The following is a 21,324-nucleotide window of genomic DNA, read 5'->3' on the forward strand; positions in this document are numbered from 1 at the left end:
TTCCAAACCCGTTGGAGCAAATGGCTGGACATCGATGGCGTTGTTCGGAATGGTCGAATGATGCTCTGGGACGAGGAGACCGCGGCCAATTACGACACGCCCGGGGAAGGAATGTTCGCGGCGGATGTTGTCGAGCCCGCCGTTGCCCGGCTGGCTGAGCTGGCCGGGGGTGGGGCGGCGCTGGAATTCGCCATCGGGACCGGGCGGATCGGGGTGCCGTTGCGGGCCGCCGGGGTGCCGGTGACCGGGATCGAGCTTTCCGGGCCGATGTTGCGGCGGCTCCGGGAGAAGGCCGACGAGGCGACGATTCCGGTTGTCGTCGGGGATATGGCGACCGCGTCGGCGTCCGGGCAGTACACCCTCGTGTATTTGGTGTTCAACACCATCAGCAATCTGCTGACGCAGGCGGAGCAGGTCGAGTGTTTCCGCAACGCGGCGCGGCATCTGGTGGCCGGTGGGCGGTTCGTGATCGAGCTTTGGGTGCCGGAGCTGCGCAAGCTGCCGCCCGGGCAGTCGGCCGTGGTGTTCGGGGCGGAGCCGGGCTATCTCGGGCTCGACACCTACGACGTGCTCAACCAGCGCGTCGTGTCGCACCACTTCGACTTCGACTTCGACGGGTCGCGGGCGGCGCGGCTGTCGCGCAGCCCGCACCGCTACATCTGGCCGGCCGAGCTGGACCTCATGGGGCAGCTCGCCGGGTTCACGCTGGAGTCGCGGCACGCCGACTGGGCCGGGGCCGAGTTCACCGCCGACTCCCGGTCGCACGTGTCGGTGTATCGGCGGCCGCTCAAGGAGCAGTAGTCAGGCCAGGCCGTAGACCGTCCGGTGACCGGCCGACCAGGCGACCACCGCACCGGGCGCGACCGTCAGCATCCGCTCGGGGCTCGGCGGCAGGTCGCCGCCCAGCGCCAGCTCGGCCGAGCCGGCCGGCTGCCCGGCGGGCAGCGTGAACGACTCCAGGCGCAGCGTGTCACCGGCGGTCCGGCACAGCCGCAGGAGACCGGCGGGCGTCAGCAGCGGCGACCGGCAGCGGGTGGCGGGGTCGCGGGCCGGTTCGGGCCGGTCCGTGCCGGTGGCGACGTCGTGCACGAGAACGTCCGGGCCGGCCGTCGGCGGCCGGCCCTCGGGGTAGTAGTCCAGCAGCGGGAAGTTGCGGTCGGGCACCCGGATCGCGTGGCGCGGGGCCGCCGTGTACAACACCGCGCCGGTTTCGATGTCGAGCAGGATACTGGCGTCGATGCTGGCCGCACCGGAGCCGAGCACCATCCAGGACCGGCGCTCCCGGTCCGTCGCCCGGGTCAGCACGGTCCGCCACCGCTCCCGGCCCGTCGCCTCGTCCAAGCCGACGGCGAGGTCGGGACGGGCCGGATCGGCGCAGGTCATCAGCAGCACCGGGCCGGCCCGGGTCAGCAGCTGCTCGAGGGGCCGGTCGAGCCGGCAGCCGTCCGGTGCCCGCCACGTCCAGGCCTCGCCGCCCGCCTCCAGCCAGGTCGCCCGGATGCGCTGCGGATCGAAGTCCAGCCACACCCGGTTCTGCGGCCGGGCCACCCGGTCATGCACCGTCTCGTCGGTTTCCAGGACCGCGCCGGTGTACGCGTCGAATGTGACGACCAACGTGTGCCGCCCGCCGTTGCGGGACGAGAAGATCGCGATCAGCCGGGAACCGTCGGGTGTCGTCACGACGTCGGTGACGGTGGTGCCGGGCCGGCGGTACGTCCAGCGGACCGCGCCGTCGCGCCCGGCCAGCGCGGTCAGCCCGTCGCGCAGCCGGACGACGGCCCCGGCTCCGGCGGCCACGACACCGACCGGGTCGGACGGGGCCGTCCACGTCCAGCGCACGCCGCCGACGACCGCGGGCACTTCGGGGGCGGCGACGGCGTCCGTGGTCGTGGCCCGGACCGGGGTCAGCCGCACCGCCGCGAAGTCGGCCAGCACCAGCACCGGCACGAGCAGGAGGCCGGCCAGCCACCCGCGCACCAGCGGCCGGCGCGGCAACGCGTCCGGCTCCGCGCCGGAGCCGGGCAGGCCGAGCGCCACACCGGCCAGCAGCAGCAGGAACCCGGCGGCCACCAGCGCCGGCCGCGGCCCCGGCAGCCCGCTGGTGAGGTCGTTGACGGCCCGGGGCACCGCCCAGAGCGCCCCGGCCAGCGCGAGCCCGCCGGTGAACAGCAGCGAGCGGCGCGGCGGCACCGTGGCCCCGGCCGGCCGGCCCGGCCGGGGCCAGCAGCGCCCGAGCAGCCACACCACCGAGAGTTCGAGCAGCACCGTCCCCGCGATCAGGTAGCGCCACGCCGGACCGTCCGCGTACACCGGCCCGGCCGGCACGAACAACGCCGTGCCGGCGGCCACCGCCCCGCCCACCACGAACGCGCCGGACAGCGCGCGGCCAAGCGATCTCCTCATGCGCCCATTGAACAAAACGCATGCACTACCGCAGGGCCAGCCAGGCTTCGCGGCGGTGGCGTTGTTCGGCGGGGTCGGCGACCGGGGCGGCGGCCAGAAGGCGGGCGGTGTAGGGGTGCTCCGGGGCGGTCAGTACCTGAGTGGCCGGGCCCAGTTCGACGACCTCGCCGCGCAGCATGACGGCGACGCGGTCGGCGACCCGGGCTATGACGGACAGGTCGTGGCTGATGAAGACGGCGGCGAAGCCGTGTTCGTCCTGCAGGCGGTGGAAGAGGTCCAGGATCTTCGCCTGGACGGAGACGTCCAGGGCGCTGGTCGGTTCGTCGGCGATGAGCAGCGCGGGGTGCAGGGCCAGGGCGCGGGCCAGGGCCACCCGCTGGCGCTGGCCGCCGGAGAGCTCGTGCGGGTAGCGGGTGCGGAAGGCGGCGGGGAGTTCGACCGACCGCAGGAGTTCGTCGACCCGGGCGGTCAAGGCGGCGCCGCGCAGGACCCGGTGCAGTTCGAACGGTTCGGCGATGCTCGCACCCACGGTGTTGCGCGGGTTGAGGGTGGACGCCGGGTCCTGGAAGACCACTCCGACCCGGCGTCTGGCCGCCCGCAACGCCGCCCGGTCGAGCTTCGCCAGGTCGGTGCCCAGCAGCTCGACCGTGCCCGTCGCCGGGGTCAGCAGGCCGGTCATGAGGTTGGCCAGGGTGCTCTTGCCGGACCCGGACTCGCCGACCAGGCCGAGGACCTCACCCGGGCGCACGTCCAGCGTCACGTTGTCGACGGCGTGGACGGCGGGAGCCCGGAACCGTCCACTGTAGATCGCGCTCGCACCGGCAAGCTGTACAATCGGAGCCGCTTCTGTCCTGGGTTTGGTCGTTGCCTTGGCTTTTCCCGCCACCGCCCCCAGCAGCTCCCGGGTGTAGTCGGCCGTGGGCGCGGTGAACAAGGTCCGCACGTCGTTCTGTTCGACGATCCGGCCGTCGCGCATGACGACGACCCGGTCGGCCAGGTCCGCGACCACGCCCATGTCGTGGGTGATGAGCAGGAGCGACATGCCGAGCCGGGCGCGCAGGCCGCGCAGCAGTTCGAGAACCTCGGCCTGCACGGTCACGTCCAGGGCGGTGGTGGGCTCGTCGGCGATGAGCACGGCCGGGTCGTTGGCGATGGCCATCGCGATGACGACCCGTTGCAGCTGGCCGCCCGACAGTTCGTGCGGATACGAACGAGCGGCGCGGGCCGGGTCGGTGAGGCCGGCCAGGGTGAGCAGTTCGACGGTGCGCGCGCGGGCCTGCCGGGCCGTGGTCCGGCGGTGGGCGCGGACGGCCTCGGCGACCTGGAAGCCGCAGGTGAGGACCGGGTTCAGGGCACTCATCGGCTCCTGGAAGATCATCGCTACGTCGTTGCCGCGGATGGCCCGGCGGCGCGCCGGCGCGACCGTGAGCAGGTCCACGCCGTCGAGGCCGGCCGCGCCGGTCACGTGGGCGCTGCCGGGCAGCAGGCCCAGCAGCGACAGGGCGGTGACGGTCTTGCCGGAGCCGGACTCGCCGACGAGCGCGAGCACCTCGCCGCGGCCGACGGTGAAGCTCACGTCGTGGACCACCGGGCGGCCCGCGAAGCTCACCTGGAGCCCGCGGACCGCCAGCAGCGGATCGTTCATCGAGTGAGCCCGACCTGCAGGTAGTTGGGGTACGCCGGGAAGTCCGGGATCGCGAACCCGGTGACGCCCGAGCCGTGCAGGAACGAGTTGCGGGTGAAGATGAGCGGCACGACCGGGGAGTCCTGCATGATGCGCCGGTCCAGCTGCGCCCACTTCTTCGCCGCCTCGGCCGGGTCGACGGTGCTCTGCGCCTCCTCGATCAGGCGGTCCACCTCCGGGCTGCTGTACCGCGAACTGTTGTAGGCCCCGTTGCCGATCTCCGAGGTCGCGAACAGCGGCTGCAGGTTCGCGTTCGGGCTGGGGAAGTCCGGCTGCCAGGAGGTCAGCACCAGGTCGTAGTCGGCGGTGTTGCCGGTCGTGGCCTCCTCGAACGCGTCGGAGTCCAGGGTCTTGATGGTCACCTTGATCCCGGCCCGGGCCAGCCCGGCCTGGATCGCCTGCGCCTTGGCCGCGTAGTCGTTGGCGTTGGAGGCGACCAGCACCAGGTTGTCCAGGCCGCCCGGCAGGCCCGCCTCGGTCAGCAGCGCCTTGGCCTTGGCCGGGTCGCCGGCCGGCGGTGCCGGGTACAGGTCGAACTTCTCCCGGCCGGCGATGCCGTCGGTGATGAGGGTGGTCGCGACGTCACCGGCGAGCGCGGCGCTGCCGGCCGAGGCGACCTGGTAGGCGCCCTTGTCCACCGCGTACTGGAACGCCTGACGGACCTTCGGGTCGGTCAGCTTGCCGCGGGTCGTGTTGATCGCGAGGTAGGCCAGCGCTCCGGACTTGGAGGTGACGACCCGCTGCTTGGCCGCCGCGTTGCCCTGCACCTGGGCCAGCTGGGCCGGGGCGACGAACGGCAGCCCGAACGCGAACTTGTCGTTGCCGGAGTCGTCGATGAGCCGCTTGGAGATGACGCTTGACTGCTGGCCGAGCTGGAACACGACCTCGTCGGGCAGCCCGCCGCGGATCGGGTCGGTCTCCTTCGACCAGTTCGGGTTGCGCTGCAGCCGGATCTCGACGCCGGATTGGTACTTCGTCACCTGATACGGCCCCGAGGCGATCGGGTGCTCGCCGTAGGTGGCCTCGTTGCCCTTGCCCTTCGGCACCGGCGCGAACGCGGGCGTGCTCGCGACCCACGGCCAGTCACCGTACGCGCGGGCCAGGTGGAACACGATCGTCTTCGCGTCCGGCGTCTCGATCGACGTCAGGTCCTTGCCCTCGAACGGCCCGCGATAGGTGGCCCCGCTGTCCAGCAGCGCTTTGTGATACGCCAGGCCGCCGGAGAACGCCGGGGTGAACGACCGCTCCACACCCCAGCGGACATCGGCCGACGTGATCGGGGAGCCGTCGCTGAACTTCAGCCCGTCCTTGAGCGTGTACGTCCATGTCTTGCCGCCGTCGCTGACCTTGCCGGTGTTGGTGGCCAGATCGGGCACGACCGTGGTCGTCTTGCCCGGGGCGCCGTCCCAGGCGGTCAGTCTCCGGTGCACGAGTCCGAGCGAGGTGATCGGCAGGCTCGAGCTCTTGCCCGGGTCGAAGAGGTTGGTGGCCCGGTCCGACAGCACGTAGAGCGTGCCGCCGGCCTTGGCCGGGCCGGACGCCGCGGGCTCGGCCGCCTCGTTGGCGCCGCAGCCGGCGAGCAGGCCGGTGAGTGCGAACGCGGCCAGCAGTGCACGAATACGCATGTGCCCTCCCTGGAGAACTAGTTGCGGGTGCGCGGATCGAGCAGGCCGTAGACGATGTCGACGGCGAAGTTGCACACGACGACCAGCAGCGCGGCGAACAACGTGCAACCGAGCAGCAGGGGTACGTCCAGTTCGTGCACGGCCCCGATGATGAGCGCGCCGATGCCGGGCATGCCGAACACGCGCTCGGTGATGACCGCCCCGCCGAGCAGCGAGCCGAGGTCGATGCCGAAGAGCGTCACGACCGGCAGCAGGACGTTGCGCAGCGCGTGGTAGCCGACGACCCGGCGCTCGGTGAGGCCCTTGGCCCGGGCCGTGCGGATGTAGTCCTCGCCGAACGCCTCGATCATCTGACCGCGGGTCAGGCGGGCGTAGAGCGCGGCGTGCACGTAGGCGAGGACCAGCCACGGCAGGATCAGGTGCCAGGCCCAGTCGACCGGGCTCTCGGTGAACGGCACGTAGCCGTGCACGGGCACCATGTCGAGGGTGAACCCGAACACCAGGATGCCGAGCAGGCCCAGCAGGTAGGTCGGCGCGGACACGCCCGCGACGGAGCCGGCCATCACGATCCGGTCGACGAAGGTGCCCCGGCGGGTGGCCGCGAGGACGCCGGTGCCGACGCCGAGCAGCAGCCACAGTACCGCCGCGCCCAAAGCCAGTGACGCGGTGACCGGTGCGTGACTGGAGATGAGGTCGATGACCTGGGCGTTCTGCTGGAAGGAGTAGCCGAAGCACGGGGCCGGGCAGTGGATCGCGGCCGGCCCTTCGCCGAACGTCCGCCCGGTGAAGACGCCGCCGAGGAAGTCCAGCAGCTGCCGCCACCAGGGTTCGCCGAAGCCCATGAAGTCGCGCGCCACCGCGAGGTTCTCGGGTGTGCAGGGCCGGCCGCAGGCCAGCCGGGCCGGGTCGGCCGGCAGCAGGTAGAACACCAGGTAGCTGATGAACGCGATGACCAGCAGGACGATGAGCAGACCGGCGAGCCGGCCGGCGAGGAACCGGGCCGCCCGCATCAGCGCCGCCCGCCGGTCAGGATCGGCATCTGCGGGTCGAACGCGTCGCGCAGGCCGTCGCCGAGCAGGTTCAGGGCCAGGGTGGCCAGGAACAGCGCGCCGCCCGGGAACAGCAGGAACATCGGGTCGGTCGACACCCAGTCGACGGCGTCGCCGATGGAGCGGCCCCAGCTCGGCTGCGGCGGCGGGATCCCGGCCCCGAGGAACGACAGCGCGGCCTCGGCCCCGATGCGCTCCGGCACCAGCAGCGTCGCCACCACGATGATCGGCACCCACAGGTTCGGCAGGATCTGGCGGCGCAGTACCTGCCCGGTGCCGGCCCCCATGACCCGCGAGGCCGACACGAAGTTGCGTCGCCGCAGGGTCAGCGTCTGCGCCCGCACCACCCGGGCCACCCGTGGCCAGCCGAAGAACCCGAGCAGCACGATGAGCAGCAGCGGCCGGGGGAAACTCAGCGGCGCCACGGCCCCCAGAGCGATCATGAAGATGAGATAGGGAAAACCGAACATGACGTCGGCGGTACGGCTCACAAGCCGGTCCGTCCAGCCACCGAGATAGCCGGCGGCCATGCCCAGCAGCACGCCGAGCGCCACCGACACGGCGGTGGCGGCCAGCCCGATCAGCAGCGAGGTCCGGGCACCGTAGGCGACGATCGCGAACAGGTCCCGCCCGGTCAGCGGCTCGACCCCGAACCAGTGCGCGCCGCTCATGCCCCCGAAGTCGCCGGGCGGCCCGCCGGTGGCCGGGTCGAGGGCGTCGTTGTGGTAGGTGTACGGGTCCTGGCCCTCGACCGCGGTGAGCAGGTCGGCGGCCGCGGCGAGCAGGCCCAGCAGCGCGATGGTGACCGCACCGGCCAGGGCCCAGCGGTCGTGCCGCAGCGCCCGCCGGATGGTTCCCGCCACGGACGGCGACAACCGCTCCGACGCCGGTTCCTGGTCCGACGTCTGTGTCGGGTTTCCCATTTCTCCTACTTGCATGATAGGAACGTGGGCGGGATGGGGTCGATGTCCCGTATTGAGTCTGTCGGTCCGGATCATCAAAATCAAGTATGGAAATGTAACGATGATCTGGGTCATATTCCGGCTCGGGCGTGCGCTACCTTGCGTTCGTGATCGGCCCCGACATGCGCCGGCGACGGCTCCTGCGGCCCGTCGTCGACGGGCTGGTGGCGCTGGCCGCGGTCCTGTATCTCACCGCCGCGATGGCGGACGGGGACGACGCACCGGCGGTCGCCGCCTCACCCACGGCCGCCGCACCGTCGGCCGCGGCCACCCCGGTGAGTTCCGCGGCCGCGCCGGTGAGTCCGGAACGGGCGGTCGAGGAGCGCGTCCAACGCACGCTCGACGCGCAGAGCCGGGCGCTGCTCGCCGGTGACCTCGAGACCTACCTGAAGCCGGTGCACTCCTCGCTGCGGGAGCAGTTCACGCTGCGGTTCGGCTCACTGCGGGCGCTCGGCGTGGCGGCCTGGACCGCGCGGGTGGCGGAACGACCCCGAGCCGAAGGCAACGACCGCTGGTCGATGATCGTCGAGATCCGCTACTGCCTCGCCGCCGCCGACTGCGCGCCGACCTCGCTCGTGCTGAACAGCACCTGGTCGGTCGGGGCCCTCCCGCCCGTCATCGTCGAGTTCGAACGCACCGTGCTGCCCTGGGACCTGACCCCGCTGCAGGCCGTCTCCGGCCGCCGGGTCATCGTCGCCGGTCCGGCCGAGACCGCCGGTCGGCTGCCGTTCTTCCGCACGGCGGCCGACCGCGCGGCCGACATCGCAGACCGCTACGCCCGCTGGGACCCGGCGCCGAAACGGTACGTCGTGTTCGTCGCGGCGCCGGAGCAGTGGGCCACCTGGTGGAACGGCACCACGGAAACCATCGACGCGTATGCCGAAGGGTCCAAAGGGATCGTGGTGAAGGCGGCCGAGAGCCAGGACGACGGCCTGGTCAACCTGCTGACCCACGAGTTCGCCCACGTGCTGAGCCTCGGCGACAACGGCGCCGACGGCCGGGACTGGTGGCTGTCCGAAGGCTTCGCCGAGTATGTCGCCGACCGCGACGGCAGCTGGACGAAGAACCGGCTTCCGCGCGTGCGCCGGTTCGTCGGCGACGGCCGGTGGGATGGCACCGTGACCCTGGCCGCACCCCCGAAGGGCACCACGGCCGCCGACCGCATCGCCCGCTACGGCATCGCCCTGCTGACCGTCACCTGCCTGGCCGGCCACTTCGGCGAGGACAAGCTGGTCGCCTTCTTCACCGCGGTCATCCGCAACCGCTCCGATCCACCGGCGGCGTCACCGGGCACGCTCGGCGCGGACTGGCCCGGCGTCGCCACCGCCTGCGCGGCCGAGGTCCGCAGCCGGGCCGCCTGACCGGACTCAGCGCCCGGGCGGCCCGTAGATCTCGCACATGCGGCGCATGATCTCGCGCATCGAGGTGCCGCGGGGGACGCCGTACATCGTGCCGGGGGCGTCGAGCTTCTCCTGCACCGCCCAGAGCTCGTCGTGCCGGTCGGGCGGGAACAGCTGCGCGGGACGCCCGGCCGCGATCCAGCCGATCGGCACGACGGTGTCCGGCGGCAGCTCCGAGTTCACGTGCAGGACGCTGTTGATCCGCAGTTCGCTGCGGGTGCCGGCCCGCGACCCGGGAAACATGGACACGCCGGTGGCGATGAACACCTCATCCTCGACCACGGCCCCGTTGAGGTGCGCGTGCGGCCCGACGAGCACGGCGTCCCCGACGCGCACCGGAAACCCCTCCCGCCCGCGCAGGACGGCGTTCTCCATCACGATCACATCAGCGCCGAGGACGACCGGCCCGTGATCACCGTTGAGGACCGCACCGTGCAAGACCCGCGACCGCAGCCCGATCGTGACGTCGCCGGTCACGACCGCGCTGGGCGCGACCCAGGCCTCGTCGCGCGACTCGCTCACGCCGCCAATGTAGCAAGATCCGCGCCTGACCCAAGGCCTCGAACAACCGCTCGGCGCCCAGCCCGGGGCCGCGGCCCGCCGCGCTGCCGTCCTCGAGCGATGCGGAGTTGGAGGCGATCGAGCTGGCCCGCCGGATCGAGGCGAGCGACGTCAGTGACGGCACCTTGCGGCGGCTGGAGGATGCGGCCGACCGGATGGCGATGTGCTACGCCGGCACGCCGCCCGATGAGCTGTTGCCGCAGGTCCGGCGCTACCTCTCGTACGTGACCGGGCTGACCGACGTCCGGATGACCATCGACGCACAACGCCGCCTGCTTGTCGTCGGCGGCTGGCTGTCGCTGCTCGCGGCGACCCTGCACATCGACCTGCGTCAGCGGGCGGCGGCCGAAGCCTGGTTGACCACGGGGGAGCAGATGGCGGCCCATGCGGGGCACGACGAGATCCGGGCCTGGTGCCTGGAGACCCAGGCCTGGGCCGTATTGACCGACGGCCGGTTCGCGGAGGCGCTCGCGCTGGCGCAACAGGCGCGGGCGATCGCTCCGGCCGGCAGTTCGGCCCTGATCCAGGCGACGGCGCAGCAAGGCCGGGCCTGGGCCCGGATGGGCAATGCGGCCGAGACCCGCGACGCGCTGGAGCGAGTCGCCCGTCTGGTCAGCAACCTGCCGACGCCCGAACATCCCGAGCATCACTACCGCTACGACCCGACGAAGGCCGTCGCCTACACCGCTACAACCCTGGCGTGGGTCGGCGATCCGGCGGCCGAGGGATTCGCCCGTGCCGCCATCGACGAACTGCTGTCCGAGCCCGGCGGCCGGCCCCGGCCGCGTCGAGTCGCGTCGGCCCGGCTCGATCTGGCGCTCGCGCTGCTGGCGGCCGACCGCCCGGACGAGGCCAGCGCGGAAGCGCTGGCCGCCGTCACCTCCGGGCGCATCGTGCCGTCGAACTGGTGGCGCGCGACCGAAGTCCTGACCGGCGTCGAGCGGAGTGGTGTCAGCGACGCGAAGGAACTGCGCGAGGCCTGCCGCGCGTTCCGGCCGGCTCGGCGTGAGCTGACGAGCTGACCTGTCCGCCCCGCCCGGACAGTCGCGGACATCGACGGACACGGCAGTGGTTCTCAGCGTCCTGTCCGAACGCAAGACTGTGGATGGGCAGTTGCTCACCACCGTCTCGGCGGTCCGCAGGAGGACACACATGAACTCGTCGGAGCTTGTGCGCCTCGGAACGCTCGATGCGCGGGGAGTCCGTGCTCGAATTGCGTGCGCCGATGGCGACGCCGTGATGCTCGTCGACGACGGCGACGTGGAGGTCGAGTTCACCTCGGGCGCCGGGGGTTCGTGCGCTACGACGTCGCCGCCACCACGGTGCTGCGGGCGCTGGCGGTGCTGCGAGAGGAGGGGTTGATCCAAACCCGAGGCGGCGTCGGCTTCTGGATTCGGCCTCGGCCCAACCAAACGCTCGTGACGCTGGTGAGGTCCGACCGGCTTTCCGCCCGGATGCCGACTCCCAACGAATCGACGCAGCTCGACATGCCGCGCGGAGTGCCAGTACTGGAAGTGCGGCATGCCGACGGCACGGTCGAGGTCTTCCCCGCCGATCGGTTCGCGGCACAACTTGAGCCCCAGGCCGCCCACGGCTCGTGAGCCCCGACGGGTCAGGCGCCATCTGCTGCGGGCTGCTGCCTGTGCTCGTCGGAACGCGATGCCCCCTCAGCTCGAAGCAGAGGGGGCATCGTGCGGGTATCGGCGCTCAGGAGTAGGGGCCGGGGGTCAGGATTTCGTTGGTCAGGGTCCAGGCGGTGAACAGCACCACCGCGGCCGTGATCGCGTGGCCGGCGCGGGGCCTCGTGGTGGTGATGCGGGCGATGATCCAGCCGGCCACGACCAGCAGGGCCGGGAGGGCGTGGAACATCAGGCGGTCCGCGATCAGGCCGATGCCCCACGCGAACGCCACCGCCGCGGCGGCGGTCAGGGCGGCGGCGAGCACCGTGGCCCGTTGCGGGTCGGTGAGGGCGGCGAGGCGGACGCGCAGCAGCACGGCGGTGACGGCCAGGGCGGTGACGAGGAGCAGGGCGGTCATGCAGATGGTGAACAGCTCGCGGCCCGTGTTGAGGGTCATGTCGTGGACGCCGCGCCAGAGCGGTCCGGGGCCCTGCTTGGCCGCTATCGGGAGCCAGATGAACTCGTCGTAGAGCTTCGACTCCTGGTTGTAGTAGTCGCCGGTGACGAGTTTGCACACGGCGATCCACGCCAGTTGGGGCGCGGCGAAGGCGGCGATGCACGCGGTCAGGGCCAGCCAGCGGCGTTGGTACAGCAGGATCAGCCCGGCGACGGCGGCCGTGATGAGGAAGCTGCCGTACACCAGCGACGCCACGCCGGCCGCCAGCCCGGCCAGGGCCGGCCACCGCCACGACGCCGACCGGGACAGCAGCAGCCGGCGGCCGACGAGGACGGTCGCGGCCGGGACGAGCAGCGCGAACGTCTGCTGGTGCGGTGTCCACGTGAACGCGGTCGTGATGCCGTTGACGGCCAGGAACGCGCACAGGGCGACACTGGCCGGGCCGGGGGTGCCGAGCCGAGCCAGCTGCCAGGCCAGCAGCGCGATCGCGGCGGCGGTCGCGGCCAGGTTGATGGCCACCAGGGGGAACTGGGCGCGGTCCGGCATCTTGTACAGGCGGTCCAGGCGCAGTGCGTGCGCGACGGGGCCGATCGTGCGCTCGGCGAGCGCGGACAGGGCCACGTATCCGGGGCGGGACTGGCGCGGGTTGTGGTAGTCGAGGACGTCGCGGGGGTGGTGGGCCAGGCGCATGAACTCGTGGGAGTCGCAGTTCAGCGGGTAGGCCATGGCCCGGTTGACATGGACCGGCTCGGCGCAGAACGGATTGTCGGCCATCGGTCCCAGCAGCACCAGGTTGGCCCCGATCACGGCACCGGCCACGCCGCCGAGGATCAGCCAGCGGCGCCTGGTCCGGCGCTCGGGGGAGACCGGCGAGTCCAGCGCCGGGCGGCGAGCCTCCACAATGCACAGCCCGGCCAGCAGGACGGCTCCGGCGGCGCCCCACAGCCACCAGTACACCGCAATGGGCCCCTGATAGCAGCCCTTCTGACCGGGCGGGCAGCCGTAGCGGGTGGCCTGCGCCGACCACAGGTACCACATCCAGCCGGCGCACCAGCCGGCCAGCAGCCACGTCGAAACGCGCCGGTGCCAGGGCGTGTGGCTGGATACGCTTGCGGCCGGGGCATCGGCATCGACGGCGCTGAGCATGCGGCGCACATTATCAATTGACGCCCGTGCCCGGCTGCCCCGTTATCCCGGAGCCGTCAGCGGGGCTGGCCGGCGTGGTTGATCAGGTCAGCCAGGGTGACCGCGTCGAGGTAGTCGAGGCGGACGCGGTTGGCGCGGTCCCACAGGCTGTGCAGGCGTTCGATGGCGCGGTCGGGCGGCAGGTCGTGGCCCGGCGGCGGGTCCTGGCCGGGGCCGTCGAGGCGGCGGACGATCTCGCCCAAGGTCAGGGCGGTCGCCGGGTGGGCCAGGGCGTAGCCGCCGCCGGTGCCGCGCTGGACCTGGACCAGGTCCGCGCGGCGCAGGTCGGCGAGCAGGTCGTACAGGTAGCCGGGCGGGATGTCCTGGGCGTCGGCGACGTCCTGGGCCTTGACCGTCTGCGGGGCGGCACCGGCCAGGACGACGAGGGCCCGGATCGAGTACTCGATGCGCTTCGGAAGCATCTGGCGCCAGACTAGGCGGCGGCGAGGGTTCGGGCCTCGGCAGACGGGCTGAAGTACACCGTGTCGCCGGGCTTGACGTCGATGGCCTTGGCGCCGGCCCGGGTCAGCTGGGCCCACACCTCCCGTTCGCCCGCGCGGGCTTCGACGCGGACCTCGAAGCCGAGCGATACAACCCGAGTGACGGTGGCGGGGGTACCGCCTGGTTCGCGCGACAGCGCCACATCGTGCGGGCGCACGAGTTGGCCGTCGAGGTGGGTGACGGGGCCGAGGAAGCTCATCACGAACGGGTTGGCCGGGTTCTCGTAGATGTCGTGCGGGGTGCCGATCTGCTGCACGATGCCGTCGGCGAGCACGACGATCGAGTCGGAGACGTCGAGCGCCTCTTCCTGGTCGTGCGTGACGAACACGGTCGTGACGTGCACTTCGTCGTGCAGGCGGCGCAGCCAGGTGCGCAGCTCCTTGCGCACTTGCGCGTCCAGCGCACCGAACGGCTCGTCGAGCAACAGGACCTCGGGCTCGGGGGCGAGGGCGCGGGCCAGGGCCATGCGCTGGCGCTGGCCGCCGGAGAGCTGGGCCGGGTAGCGGTCGGCGAACTGGTCGAGGTGGACGAGTTCGAGCAGTTCCATCACGCGCTTGCGGATGTCGGCCTTCGGGCGGCGGCGCACCTCGAGGCCGAAGGCGACATTGCGGTACACCGTCAGATGTTTGAATGCGGCGTAATGCTGGAACACGAAGCCGACGTTGCGCCGCTGCGGGGTGAGGACTGTCGCGTCCACGTCGTTGATGCGCACGGTGCCGGTGTCGGGGCGCTCCAGGCCGGCGATGACGCGCAGCAGCGTCGACTTGCCGCCGCCGGACGGGCCGAGCAGCGCGGTCAGCGAGCCGGAGGCGATGTCGACGGAGATGTCGCGCAGGACCGAGGTCTTGCCGAACGACTTGTTGACGTCGCGGACTTCGATGGCCATCAGGCGTTCTCTTTCGGCCGCAGGAGCTTGGTGATGAGCAGGATGACGATGGCGATCAGGGCCAGGGCGCTGGCGGTAGTGAACGCCGCGGTCTGGTCGTAGTTCTGGTAGCGCTCCTCGACGAACAGCGTCGCGGTCTGCGTCTGCCCGACGAGGCGGCCGGAGACGACGGCGACGGCGCCGTACTCGCCGAGCGCGCGGGCCAGGCAGAGCACCACGCCGTAGCCGAGCGCGGCCCGGATGCCGGGGATCGTGATGCGCAGGAACGTCTGCCAGCGCGACGCGCCGAGGGTGTGCGCGGCCTGCTCCTGCTCGTCGCCCATCTCCTCCAGGACGGGGACGATGGCCCGCACGACCAGCGGCAGCGACACGAAGATGGTCGCCAGGACCATGCCGGGCAGCGAGAAGATGATCTGCAGCCCGTTGTCCTCCAGCCAGCCGCCGACGGGTGCGAACTTGCCGTACACCAGGATCAGGGCGAGGCCGACGACGACGGGGGACACCGCCAGGGGCAGGTCGATCAGGGCGCCGAACAGGCGCTTGCCCGGGAAGCGGCTGCGGACCAGCAGCATCGCGGCGAGGACCCCGAACAGGGTGTTGGCCAGCACCGCCCAGATCGCCACCGAGATCGTGACGGCGAAGGCGTGGGTGGCGTTGGCCGACGTGAGCGTGTCGAGGACCCGCTGCAGGCCGTGGTCGAAGGTCCGCCAGATGATCAGGCCGACCGGCAGGACCAGCAGGAACAGCAGGTACACCAGGGCGAGGACGCGCAACGGATACTTAGCCACGGCGGGCACTCCAGCGCTGGAAGAGGTCGAGGGCGATCAGCACGATGAACGCGACGATGAGCAGCACGGTCGAGATGGCGGCCGCGGATGTCGTGTCGTCGCTCTCGATGCGTCCGAAGATGTTCACCGCGGACACCTGGGTCTCGAACGGGATGCTGCCGGTGAGCAGGTTCGTCGAGCCGTATTCGGCGATCGCGCGGGTGAAGGCCAGGCCGGCGCCCGAGATCATGGCCGGGGCCAGGTTGGGCAGGATGATCCGGCGGAATGTCGTGAACGGGGAGGCGCCGAGGGAGTACGCGGCCTGCTCCATGTCCTTGTCCAGCTCGCGCAGGACGGGCTGCACGGTGCGCACGACGAACGGCAGGGTCACGAACAGCAGCGCCACGCCGACGCTCAGCCGGGTGTAGGCGATGTTGATGCCCAGGGGGCTGTTCGTGCCGTACAGGGCGAGCAGCACCAGGCCCGCGACGATCGTGGGCAGCGCGAACGGCAGGTCGATGAGGGTGTCGACGATGCCCTTGCCGAAGAAGTGGTCGCGTTCCAGGACCCAGGCGATGACGGTACCCATGACGACGTTGATCAGGGCCACGATGAGCGATGCGCCGACCGTCAGCTTGAGCGCGGCCCAGGCGTCCGGGGTCTGCACGGCCCGCCAGAACGTGTCCCAGCCGCCCTCGGTCGAGCGCCAGACGACGGCGGCGAGGGGGATGAGCACGATCAGGCTCAGGTAGAGCACGGCGGTGCCGAGGCTGAGCGCCGTCCCTACCGGTGCTCGGCGCCGGCCGCGGGGCGCGGCAACCGGGGTCGCGCCCGCATCCAGCGGGGACGGCCCCGAAGGGCCCGGCTCGGTGCCGGGCCCCGCGGGATCGGTGGTCGTGGTCATCGCTACTTGGACGCCGCAGCGCTCGGGGCGGCCGAGGTCGAGATGCCCAGCTTCTGCTCGATGGAGGCCATCACGCTCTGGCCCGGGTCGAACAGCTCCTTGTTCACCTTCGACCAGCCGCCCAGGTCACCGATGGTGAACAGGCCGGACGGGGCCGGGAAGTTGCCGCCGGCGTCCTTGACGACCGGGCGGTAGAAGTTGTCGGCCCAGATCTTCTGCGCGTCCTTGGAGTGCAGCCACTCGACGAACGCCTTGGCCTCGGCCGGGTGGGCGCTGTTGGTGGTCACCGCGATCGGGTTCTCGATCAGGATCGTGTCGTCCGGCACGGTGTAGTCGACGGCCTGGCCGTTCTTCTGGGCGAAGAGCGCCTCGTTCTCGTAGGAGATGAACGCGTCGCCCTTGCCGCTGGTGAAGGTCTGCAGCGACGCGCGGCCGCTGTTGTCCTGCACCGGGACGTTCTTGAACAGCGCGTCGAGGTAGGTGGCCCCGGCCGCCGCCTCCTTGCCCTTGTTCGTCTTGGCACCGTAGGCGGCCAGGATGTTCCACTTGGCGCCGCCGGAGGTGAACGGGTTTGGCGTGAGCACCTGCACGCCCGGCTTGGTCAGGTCGTCCCACGTCTTGAGGTTCTTCGGGTTGCCCTTGCGGGTGCCGATGACCGCGACGGAGTCGGTGATCATGCCCTTGTACTGGTCGGAGTTCCAGCTCGCGTCGACGAGCTTGGCGGTCACCAGGCGGGTGATGTCCGGCTCCAGCGAGAACGCGACGATGTCGGCCTTGAGGCCGCTGGCCACCGCGCGGCTCTGGTCGCCGGAGGCGCCGTAGGACTGCGTGAACTTGACGTTCTTGCCGGCGTCGGTCTTGTTGTAGGCGGCGATGAGCGCCTCGTAGGCCGCCTGCGGGGTCGAGTAGGCGACCAGGGAGAGCGTGACCGCGCCGCCGCTGTCGGCGGAGGTCGAGTTGTCGGCGGTGCCGGCGCAGGCGCTCAGCGCGGTCCCGGAGAGGAGTAACGCTGTACTGACAGCGAGCACGCGGGTACGCAGCTTCACGGAGCCATCCTCGGAGTCAAAGTCTAGGTTGTCTACTTAGTGAGTAGGTAATGTAGTGAACACGGGCGGCATTCGTCAATCCCACTCAGCAGATGGGATTAGTCCGCTTGGGTCGCGCGTGCTGGATCGTCCGGTCAGGCGGGCCGGTCGGGCAGCACGCGCTCCTCGTGATCGAGCTCGCGCTCCAGCCGCCGCAGCGCCTCGTCCGGCAACGTGCCGGCGTCCCGGCGCCGCAGCAGCTCCTCCCGCTGCGCCTCGATCGCCAGCCGCCGGATCCGCAGGCCGGCCTCATAGCGCTCCGACACCGGCAGCTCGTCCGAGTCCGCGCTGTTCAGAACGTCGAGCCTGTGTTGGTACCGTCGCAGCCGCTCCTGCAACTTGCGCCGGAGGGACTCGATCTCGGCCCGCTCGCCCGGCTCGTCCTGCTCGAGGTCGTCGAGGCGATCCAGGGCCGCGTGCACCGCGGCCGCCCGGGCCTCGTTACGCATCGTGGCCTCGTCGACCGCGTTGTGCCGCAGCTTCAGCAGCCGCACCAGCGGCGCGAACGTCAGCCCCTGCCCGACCAGTGTGACCAGCACCACCACGAACGTGCAGAACAGCAGCAGGTCCCGATCCGGGAACGCCGCGCCGGAGTCGGTCGTCAGCGGGATCGTGAACACGGCCGCGAGACTGATCACACCCCGGGTCCCGGCCCAGCTCAGGGCCGCGATCTCGCGCGGGTGCAGCCCCTCGTCCTCCCGCCGCAGCAGCAGGTGCATCGCCTGGGTCAGGATCAGCCACACCGGCCGCAGCAGCAGCGTGACCCCGACCGAGACGGCCAGGGCGATGGCGATCGTGCCGCCGCTGTACTGCTTGAGCCCGCGCAGCACCTCCGGCAGCTGCTGCCCGATGAGCAGGAAGACCAGCCCCTCCAGCACGAAGTCGATCAGCCGCCACACCGCACTCGTCTGCAGCCGGCTCGCCCCGGTCCCCGACCGCGGTGTGTCGTGCCCCACGATCAGCCCCGCGACGACCACCGCCAGCACGCCGGACACGTGCAGCTTCTCGCCGGCCAGGTAGGCGATGAACGGCGTGGCCAGGGAGATCGCGTTGGCCAGCAGCGCGTCCCGGGCGATCGGCCGCAGCAGGCGCACGGCGAAGGCGACGACGACGCCGACCGCGGTACCCCCGACCGCGGCGAGGAGGAACCGACCGGCCGCCGACGGGAACGAGAAGTGCCCGTTCACAGCGGCCGCGACCGCCACGTTGAGGATCGTCAGCGCGGTCGCGTCGTTGAGCAGCCCCTCACCCTGGATGATCGTGATCAGCCGCGGCGGCAGCCCCACCTTGCGCCCGACGGCGAGCGCCGCCACCGGGTCGGGCGGCGCCGCCGCGGCCCCGACGGCCACCCCGGCGGCCAGGGTCGCCCCGGTCACGAACAGCGCGAACCCGGCCCCGATGAGCATCGCCGTGGCCAGCACCAGCAGCACCGACAGCCCGATGACGATCCGCAGGTTGTTGCGGATGGCGAGCAGGGACGAGTCCAGGGCCGCGGAGTACAGCAGCGGCGGCAGGATGAACGTGAGCACGATGTGCGGGTCGAGCTCGAGATTGGGCCCGGGCAGCACCGCGTAGAGAATCCCGATGACGGGCAGCAGCGCCGCCCCGGGCAGCCCGGTCTTCTCCCCGACCCACCGCACGGCCGCCACGACAGCGAGCGCACTCAGCCCCAGCAGCAGCAACGTCTCCGGATTCACGTATCGACCCTATGCCAGGTTGCGTATTGCCCGGGCGGATTGTGAGCCTGGGGCGGCCGTGAGAAAGACGACCTGTTGATCGTCGTTCGGCACTTCCAGGACGTCGCAGTCGACGTCGAGGCGGCCCAGGCTCGGGTGTTCGAAGGTCTTCGAGCGGTGGCCCGGGGTGCGGACCGGGTTCAGGCTCCAGATGTGCCGGAACTCCGCGCTGGCCCGCAGGTCGGTCAGGAGCTGCCGCAGGCGTTCGTCGTGCGGGTAGCGGTCGGCGGCGGCGCGGAGACGGGCGACCGCGATGTGCCCGAACTCCTCGGAGCCGGTGCTCGGCATCGACTGCTGGATGAAGCGCCGCCGGGCCAGGTTGGGCTCGGTGGACAGGCTCGTGAGCAGGGCCTCGGCCAGCGGGTTCCAGGCGATCACGTCGTACGTGGCCGAGGTCACCACCGCCGCCGTGTCCTCGAGGCGGTGCAGGAGAGCGGCGACGTGGGGGCGGACGGTGCGGCTCGGGCCGGGCGGGGCGGCCGGGGCGGTGCCGGCCAGGCGGAACAGGTGGGTGCGTTCGGCGTGGTTGAGGCGCAGGGCGGTGGTGAGCGCGTCGAGGATCTGCCGGGACGGGTGGGGGCCGCGGGCCTGTTCGAGGCGCGCGTAGTACTCCACCGACATCGAGGCCAGCCCCGCGACCTCCTCGCGCCGCAGGCCAGGGGTCTTGCGCCGGGGGCCGGTGGGCAGGCCGACGTCGCCGGGGCGCAGGGCCTCGCGCCGGTCCCGCAGGAACCGCCCGAGCTCGGTCCGGGCCATGCCGCGTCACCTCATTTCACGACCCAGGCCTCGTTTGTACCTGGAATGGTTGTTCAGTGCCCACGAGGCTGACTGTATGAACAACTTTTCCACGGCATTGGTCACCGGGGCCAACAAGGGGATCGGCCGCCACATCGCCCAGCAGCTCGCCGACGCCGGCCTGACCGTCTACGTCGGGTCCCGGGACCGTGCGCGGGGCGAGGCGGCGGCCCGGGAGATCGGTGCGAACGCCCGGGCGGTGCAGCTCGACGTGACCGACCCCGGCAGCGTCGCGGCCGCGGTCGAGGCGGTGCCGGAGCTGGACATTCTGGTCAACAACGCCGGGATCATGGTCGACGGCGCCGCCCCGCCGGACGCGACAGTCGATTCGTTCCGGCGAACGTACGAGACGAATGTATTCGCGGTGCTGGCGGTGACGAACGCGTTCCTGCCGGCCCTGCGCCGGTCCGCGCATCCGCGGATCGTGAACATCTCCAGCGGCACGGGCTCGCTCACCTGGAGCGCGCCGGGGCCCGAGCAGGCATTCGCGAATACCGGGGCCGGGGTCGCCGGGGGCGGGGCCGCGTACCGCTCGTCGAAGACCGCCCTGAACGCGCTGACGCTGTTCTACGCCCAGGCCCTGCCCGAGTTCCGGATCAACGCGCTCGCCCCGGGGCTGCGCCGCACCGACCTGAACGAGCGGGCGGCCGCGGCCGACGGCGACCCGGGCGAGGCCGCGGCGGCCGCGGTCAAGCTGGCGCTGCTCGACGACGACGGCCCGACCGGGGTGTTCCACCAGTTCGACGGCACCACCGCACCGTGGTAGCGATCTATTCTTGAACGGTGACCCTGGCGGACGCTCACGCGCGCATCCTGGCCGATCCGCACGGTGACGAGCCCCGGCTGGCCTACGCCGACCTGGTCGAGGCGACGTTCCCGGAGCACGCGTGGCTGATCCGGGAGCAGGTGGCGTACGTCCACGACCGCACCGCCAACGTCGACTGGCCGCCGCGCCGCACCACCACGATGTACTCGCAGTCCCGCAAACTCATGTGGCGCCTCGTCCCCGACGCCGTGCGTGACCTGCTCGGCGACGGCTTCGAGGTGCGGCGCGGCTTCATCGAGAGCGTGACCCTCCCGTTCGCCGCGCTGCCACCCGCCCTGTCCCGGCTCGTCGCCGCCCTCCCGCTGCGCCGGCTCCGCCTGACCGGGGCCACCGCGGCCGCGATGTCCGGCCTCGCGGACGTCGCCGACCTGCTGCCGGGCCTCGGGCAGCTGCGCGGGCTGTCCCTGGAGCGCGAGCCGATCGGCGACCGGGGCCTGGCCGCCCTGCCGCCGCTGCCGGGGCTGCGCTGGCTGGACCTGACCGGGACCGGCGTCACGGCTGTCGGCCTGGAGGCGCTGGCGGCGTCTCCGCACTTTCCGTCCCTGCGGTTCGTGCGGGCCGACCGGGAGCTGCGCCTGAACCCGGAGCCGGCGTACGACTGGGACGGCACCCCCGTCTGGATCACCGAGGCCACCCTGGCCGCGGAGCTGGGCGCCCGCCACGACCGGCCGTGGCTGCACCGCGGCACCGCCGACGTCCGCGACTCCAGCTACGTGGGCCCCAACTTCGACGAGGTCTGACCGCCGTCTTTCGGCGAGCTCTGACCGCCGTCTTTCGGCGAGCTCTAGTGTTCTGAGTCGTTGATTCGTTGGTAGATTGCTGACGTGGGTGATGGTCGTGGTCCGAAGCTTGCTCCGCTGGAACTGACGGCTGCGGAGC

The 21,324-nt window shown here is 71.7% G+C and carries 20 protein-coding genes; 6 read left to right on the forward strand and 14 right to left on the reverse strand.

Going from position 1 to position 21,324, the window contains the following annotated elements; genetic code table 11:
• The first annotated feature begins 57 nt into the window (after window positions 1-57).
• A complete protein-coding gene (locus tag ACIA8L_RS53090) occupies window positions 58-801 on the forward strand; it encodes a class I SAM-dependent DNA methyltransferase (protein WP_395917414.1) in 744 nt (247 codons plus the stop codon).
• Here the strand turns inward: ACIA8L_RS53090 and ACIA8L_RS53095 are convergent, their stop codons facing one another.
• From ACIA8L_RS53095 to ACIA8L_RS53115, 5 genes are read right to left on the reverse strand one after another with little or no spacing between them, the layout of a single operon-like run.
• Complete coding sequence (locus ACIA8L_RS53095; protein ID WP_395917415.1) at window positions 802-2,403, reverse strand: hypothetical protein; 1,602 nt, start codon at window positions 2,401-2,403, stop codon at window positions 802-804.
• 25 nt (window positions 2,404-2,428) lie between these two features.
• Entirely contained in the window at window positions 2,429-4,048 is a 1,620-nt protein-coding gene (locus ACIA8L_RS53100) for a dipeptide ABC transporter ATP-binding protein (RefSeq protein WP_395917417.1), read from the reverse strand.
• Entirely contained in the window at window positions 4,045-5,712 is a 1,668-nt protein-coding gene (locus tag ACIA8L_RS53105; RefSeq protein ID WP_395917418.1) for an ABC transporter substrate-binding protein, read from the reverse strand. Before ACIA8L_RS53105 ends, ACIA8L_RS53100 begins: the two co-directional genes overlap by 4 nt.
• A gap of 17 nt (window positions 5,713-5,729) precedes the next feature.
• Window positions 5,730-6,722, reverse strand: coding sequence for an ABC transporter permease (locus ACIA8L_RS53110; RefSeq protein WP_395917419.1), 993 nt, complete (start codon window positions 6,720-6,722; stop codon window positions 5,730-5,732).
• A complete protein-coding gene (locus tag ACIA8L_RS53115) occupies window positions 6,722-7,684 on the reverse strand; it encodes an ABC transporter permease (RefSeq protein ID WP_395917421.1) in 963 nt (320 codons plus the stop codon). The genes ACIA8L_RS53110 and ACIA8L_RS53115 overlap by 1 nt, the downstream gene beginning before the upstream one ends.
• Before the next feature lie 146 nt (window positions 7,685-7,830).
• Here ACIA8L_RS53115 and ACIA8L_RS53120 point away from each other — a divergent pair, with 146 nt between their 5' ends.
• Window positions 7,831-9,084, forward strand: coding sequence for a hypothetical protein (locus tag ACIA8L_RS53120; protein ID WP_395917422.1), 1,254 nt, complete (start codon window positions 7,831-7,833; stop codon window positions 9,082-9,084).
• 6 nt (window positions 9,085-9,090) lie between these two features.
• On the opposite strand, the gene ACIA8L_RS53125 is transcribed toward ACIA8L_RS53120, so the two are convergent.
• Window positions 9,091-9,645 carry a gamma carbonic anhydrase family protein gene (locus ACIA8L_RS53125; RefSeq protein WP_395917424.1) on the reverse strand — a complete coding sequence of 185 codons (555 nt, stop codon included), beginning with the start codon at window positions 9,643-9,645 and terminating at the stop codon, window positions 9,091-9,093.
• Between the two features lie 107 nt (window positions 9,646-9,752).
• Between ACIA8L_RS53125 and ACIA8L_RS53130 the strand changes: the two genes are divergently transcribed.
• The gene (locus tag ACIA8L_RS53130; protein WP_395917426.1) at window positions 9,753-10,706 is read left to right on the forward strand and encodes a transcriptional regulator; all 954 of its coding nucleotides are present in this window, start codon (window positions 9,753-9,755) and stop codon (window positions 10,704-10,706) included.
• Between the two features lie 273 nt (window positions 10,707-10,979).
• Entirely contained in the window at window positions 10,980-11,285 is a 306-nt protein-coding gene (locus ACIA8L_RS53135) for a hypothetical protein (RefSeq protein WP_395917427.1), read from the forward strand.
• A 106-nt stretch (window positions 11,286-11,391) separates the two neighbouring features.
• Here the strand turns inward: ACIA8L_RS53135 and ACIA8L_RS53140 are convergent, their stop codons facing one another.
• The 8 genes from ACIA8L_RS53140 to ACIA8L_RS53175 form a co-directional block, all read right to left on the reverse strand.
• Window positions 11,392-12,906 carry a hypothetical protein gene (locus tag ACIA8L_RS53140; RefSeq protein WP_395917429.1) on the reverse strand — a complete coding sequence of 505 codons (1,515 nt, stop codon included), beginning with the start codon at window positions 12,904-12,906 and terminating at the stop codon, window positions 11,392-11,394.
• A 56-nt stretch (window positions 12,907-12,962) separates the two neighbouring features.
• Window positions 12,963-13,367, reverse strand: a complete 405-nt coding sequence (locus ACIA8L_RS53145; protein ID WP_395917431.1) for an RrF2 family transcriptional regulator — start codon at window positions 13,365-13,367, stop codon at window positions 12,963-12,965.
• Between the two features lie 11 nt (window positions 13,368-13,378).
• A complete protein-coding gene (locus ACIA8L_RS53150) occupies window positions 13,379-14,332 on the reverse strand; it encodes a sulfate/molybdate ABC transporter ATP-binding protein (protein WP_395917432.1) in 954 nt (317 codons plus the stop codon).
• Entirely contained in the window at window positions 14,332-15,120 is a 789-nt protein-coding gene (locus ACIA8L_RS53155) for a sulfate ABC transporter permease (RefSeq protein WP_395917434.1), read from the reverse strand. The genes ACIA8L_RS53150 and ACIA8L_RS53155 overlap by 1 nt, the downstream gene beginning before the upstream one ends.
• Window positions 15,113-16,003, reverse strand: a complete 891-nt coding sequence (gene cysT, locus ACIA8L_RS53160) for a sulfate ABC transporter permease subunit CysT (protein WP_395917436.1) — start codon at window positions 16,001-16,003, stop codon at window positions 15,113-15,115. The genes ACIA8L_RS53155 and cysT overlap by 8 nt, the downstream gene beginning before the upstream one ends.
• A 2-nt stretch (window positions 16,004-16,005) precedes the next feature.
• Window positions 16,006-17,049: a sulfate ABC transporter substrate-binding protein gene (locus tag ACIA8L_RS53165; protein WP_395917438.1), complete on the reverse strand. Its 1,044-nt coding sequence runs from the start codon at window positions 17,047-17,049 to the stop codon at window positions 16,006-16,008.
• Between the two features lie 134 nt (window positions 17,050-17,183).
• On the reverse strand, window positions 17,184-18,785 hold the full coding sequence (locus ACIA8L_RS53170; RefSeq protein WP_395917440.1) for a Na+/H+ antiporter: 1,602 nt from the start codon (window positions 18,783-18,785) through the stop codon (window positions 17,184-17,186).
• A 9-nt stretch (window positions 18,786-18,794) separates the two neighbouring features.
• Entirely contained in the window at window positions 18,795-19,580 is a 786-nt protein-coding gene (locus ACIA8L_RS53175; protein WP_395917442.1) for a helix-turn-helix transcriptional regulator, read from the reverse strand.
• Window positions 19,581-19,656: 76 nt separating this feature from the next.
• Here ACIA8L_RS53175 and ACIA8L_RS53180 point away from each other — a divergent pair, with 76 nt between their 5' ends.
• Together ACIA8L_RS53180 and ACIA8L_RS53185 are read left to right on the forward strand one after the other, a co-directional pair.
• Window positions 19,657-20,385: an SDR family NAD(P)-dependent oxidoreductase gene (locus tag ACIA8L_RS53180; protein WP_395917444.1), complete on the forward strand. Its 729-nt coding sequence runs from the start codon at window positions 19,657-19,659 to the stop codon at window positions 20,383-20,385.
• Between the two features lie 17 nt (window positions 20,386-20,402).
• Window positions 20,403-21,185 carry a hypothetical protein gene (locus ACIA8L_RS53185; protein WP_395917445.1) on the forward strand — a complete coding sequence of 261 codons (783 nt, stop codon included), beginning with the start codon at window positions 20,403-20,405 and terminating at the stop codon, window positions 21,183-21,185.
• Window positions 21,186-21,324 lie beyond the last annotated feature (139 nt).

Source organism: Dactylosporangium sp. NPDC051541 (assembly GCF_044454505.1).
Lineage (GTDB): Bacteria > Actinomycetota > Actinomycetes > Mycobacteriales > Micromonosporaceae > Dactylosporangium.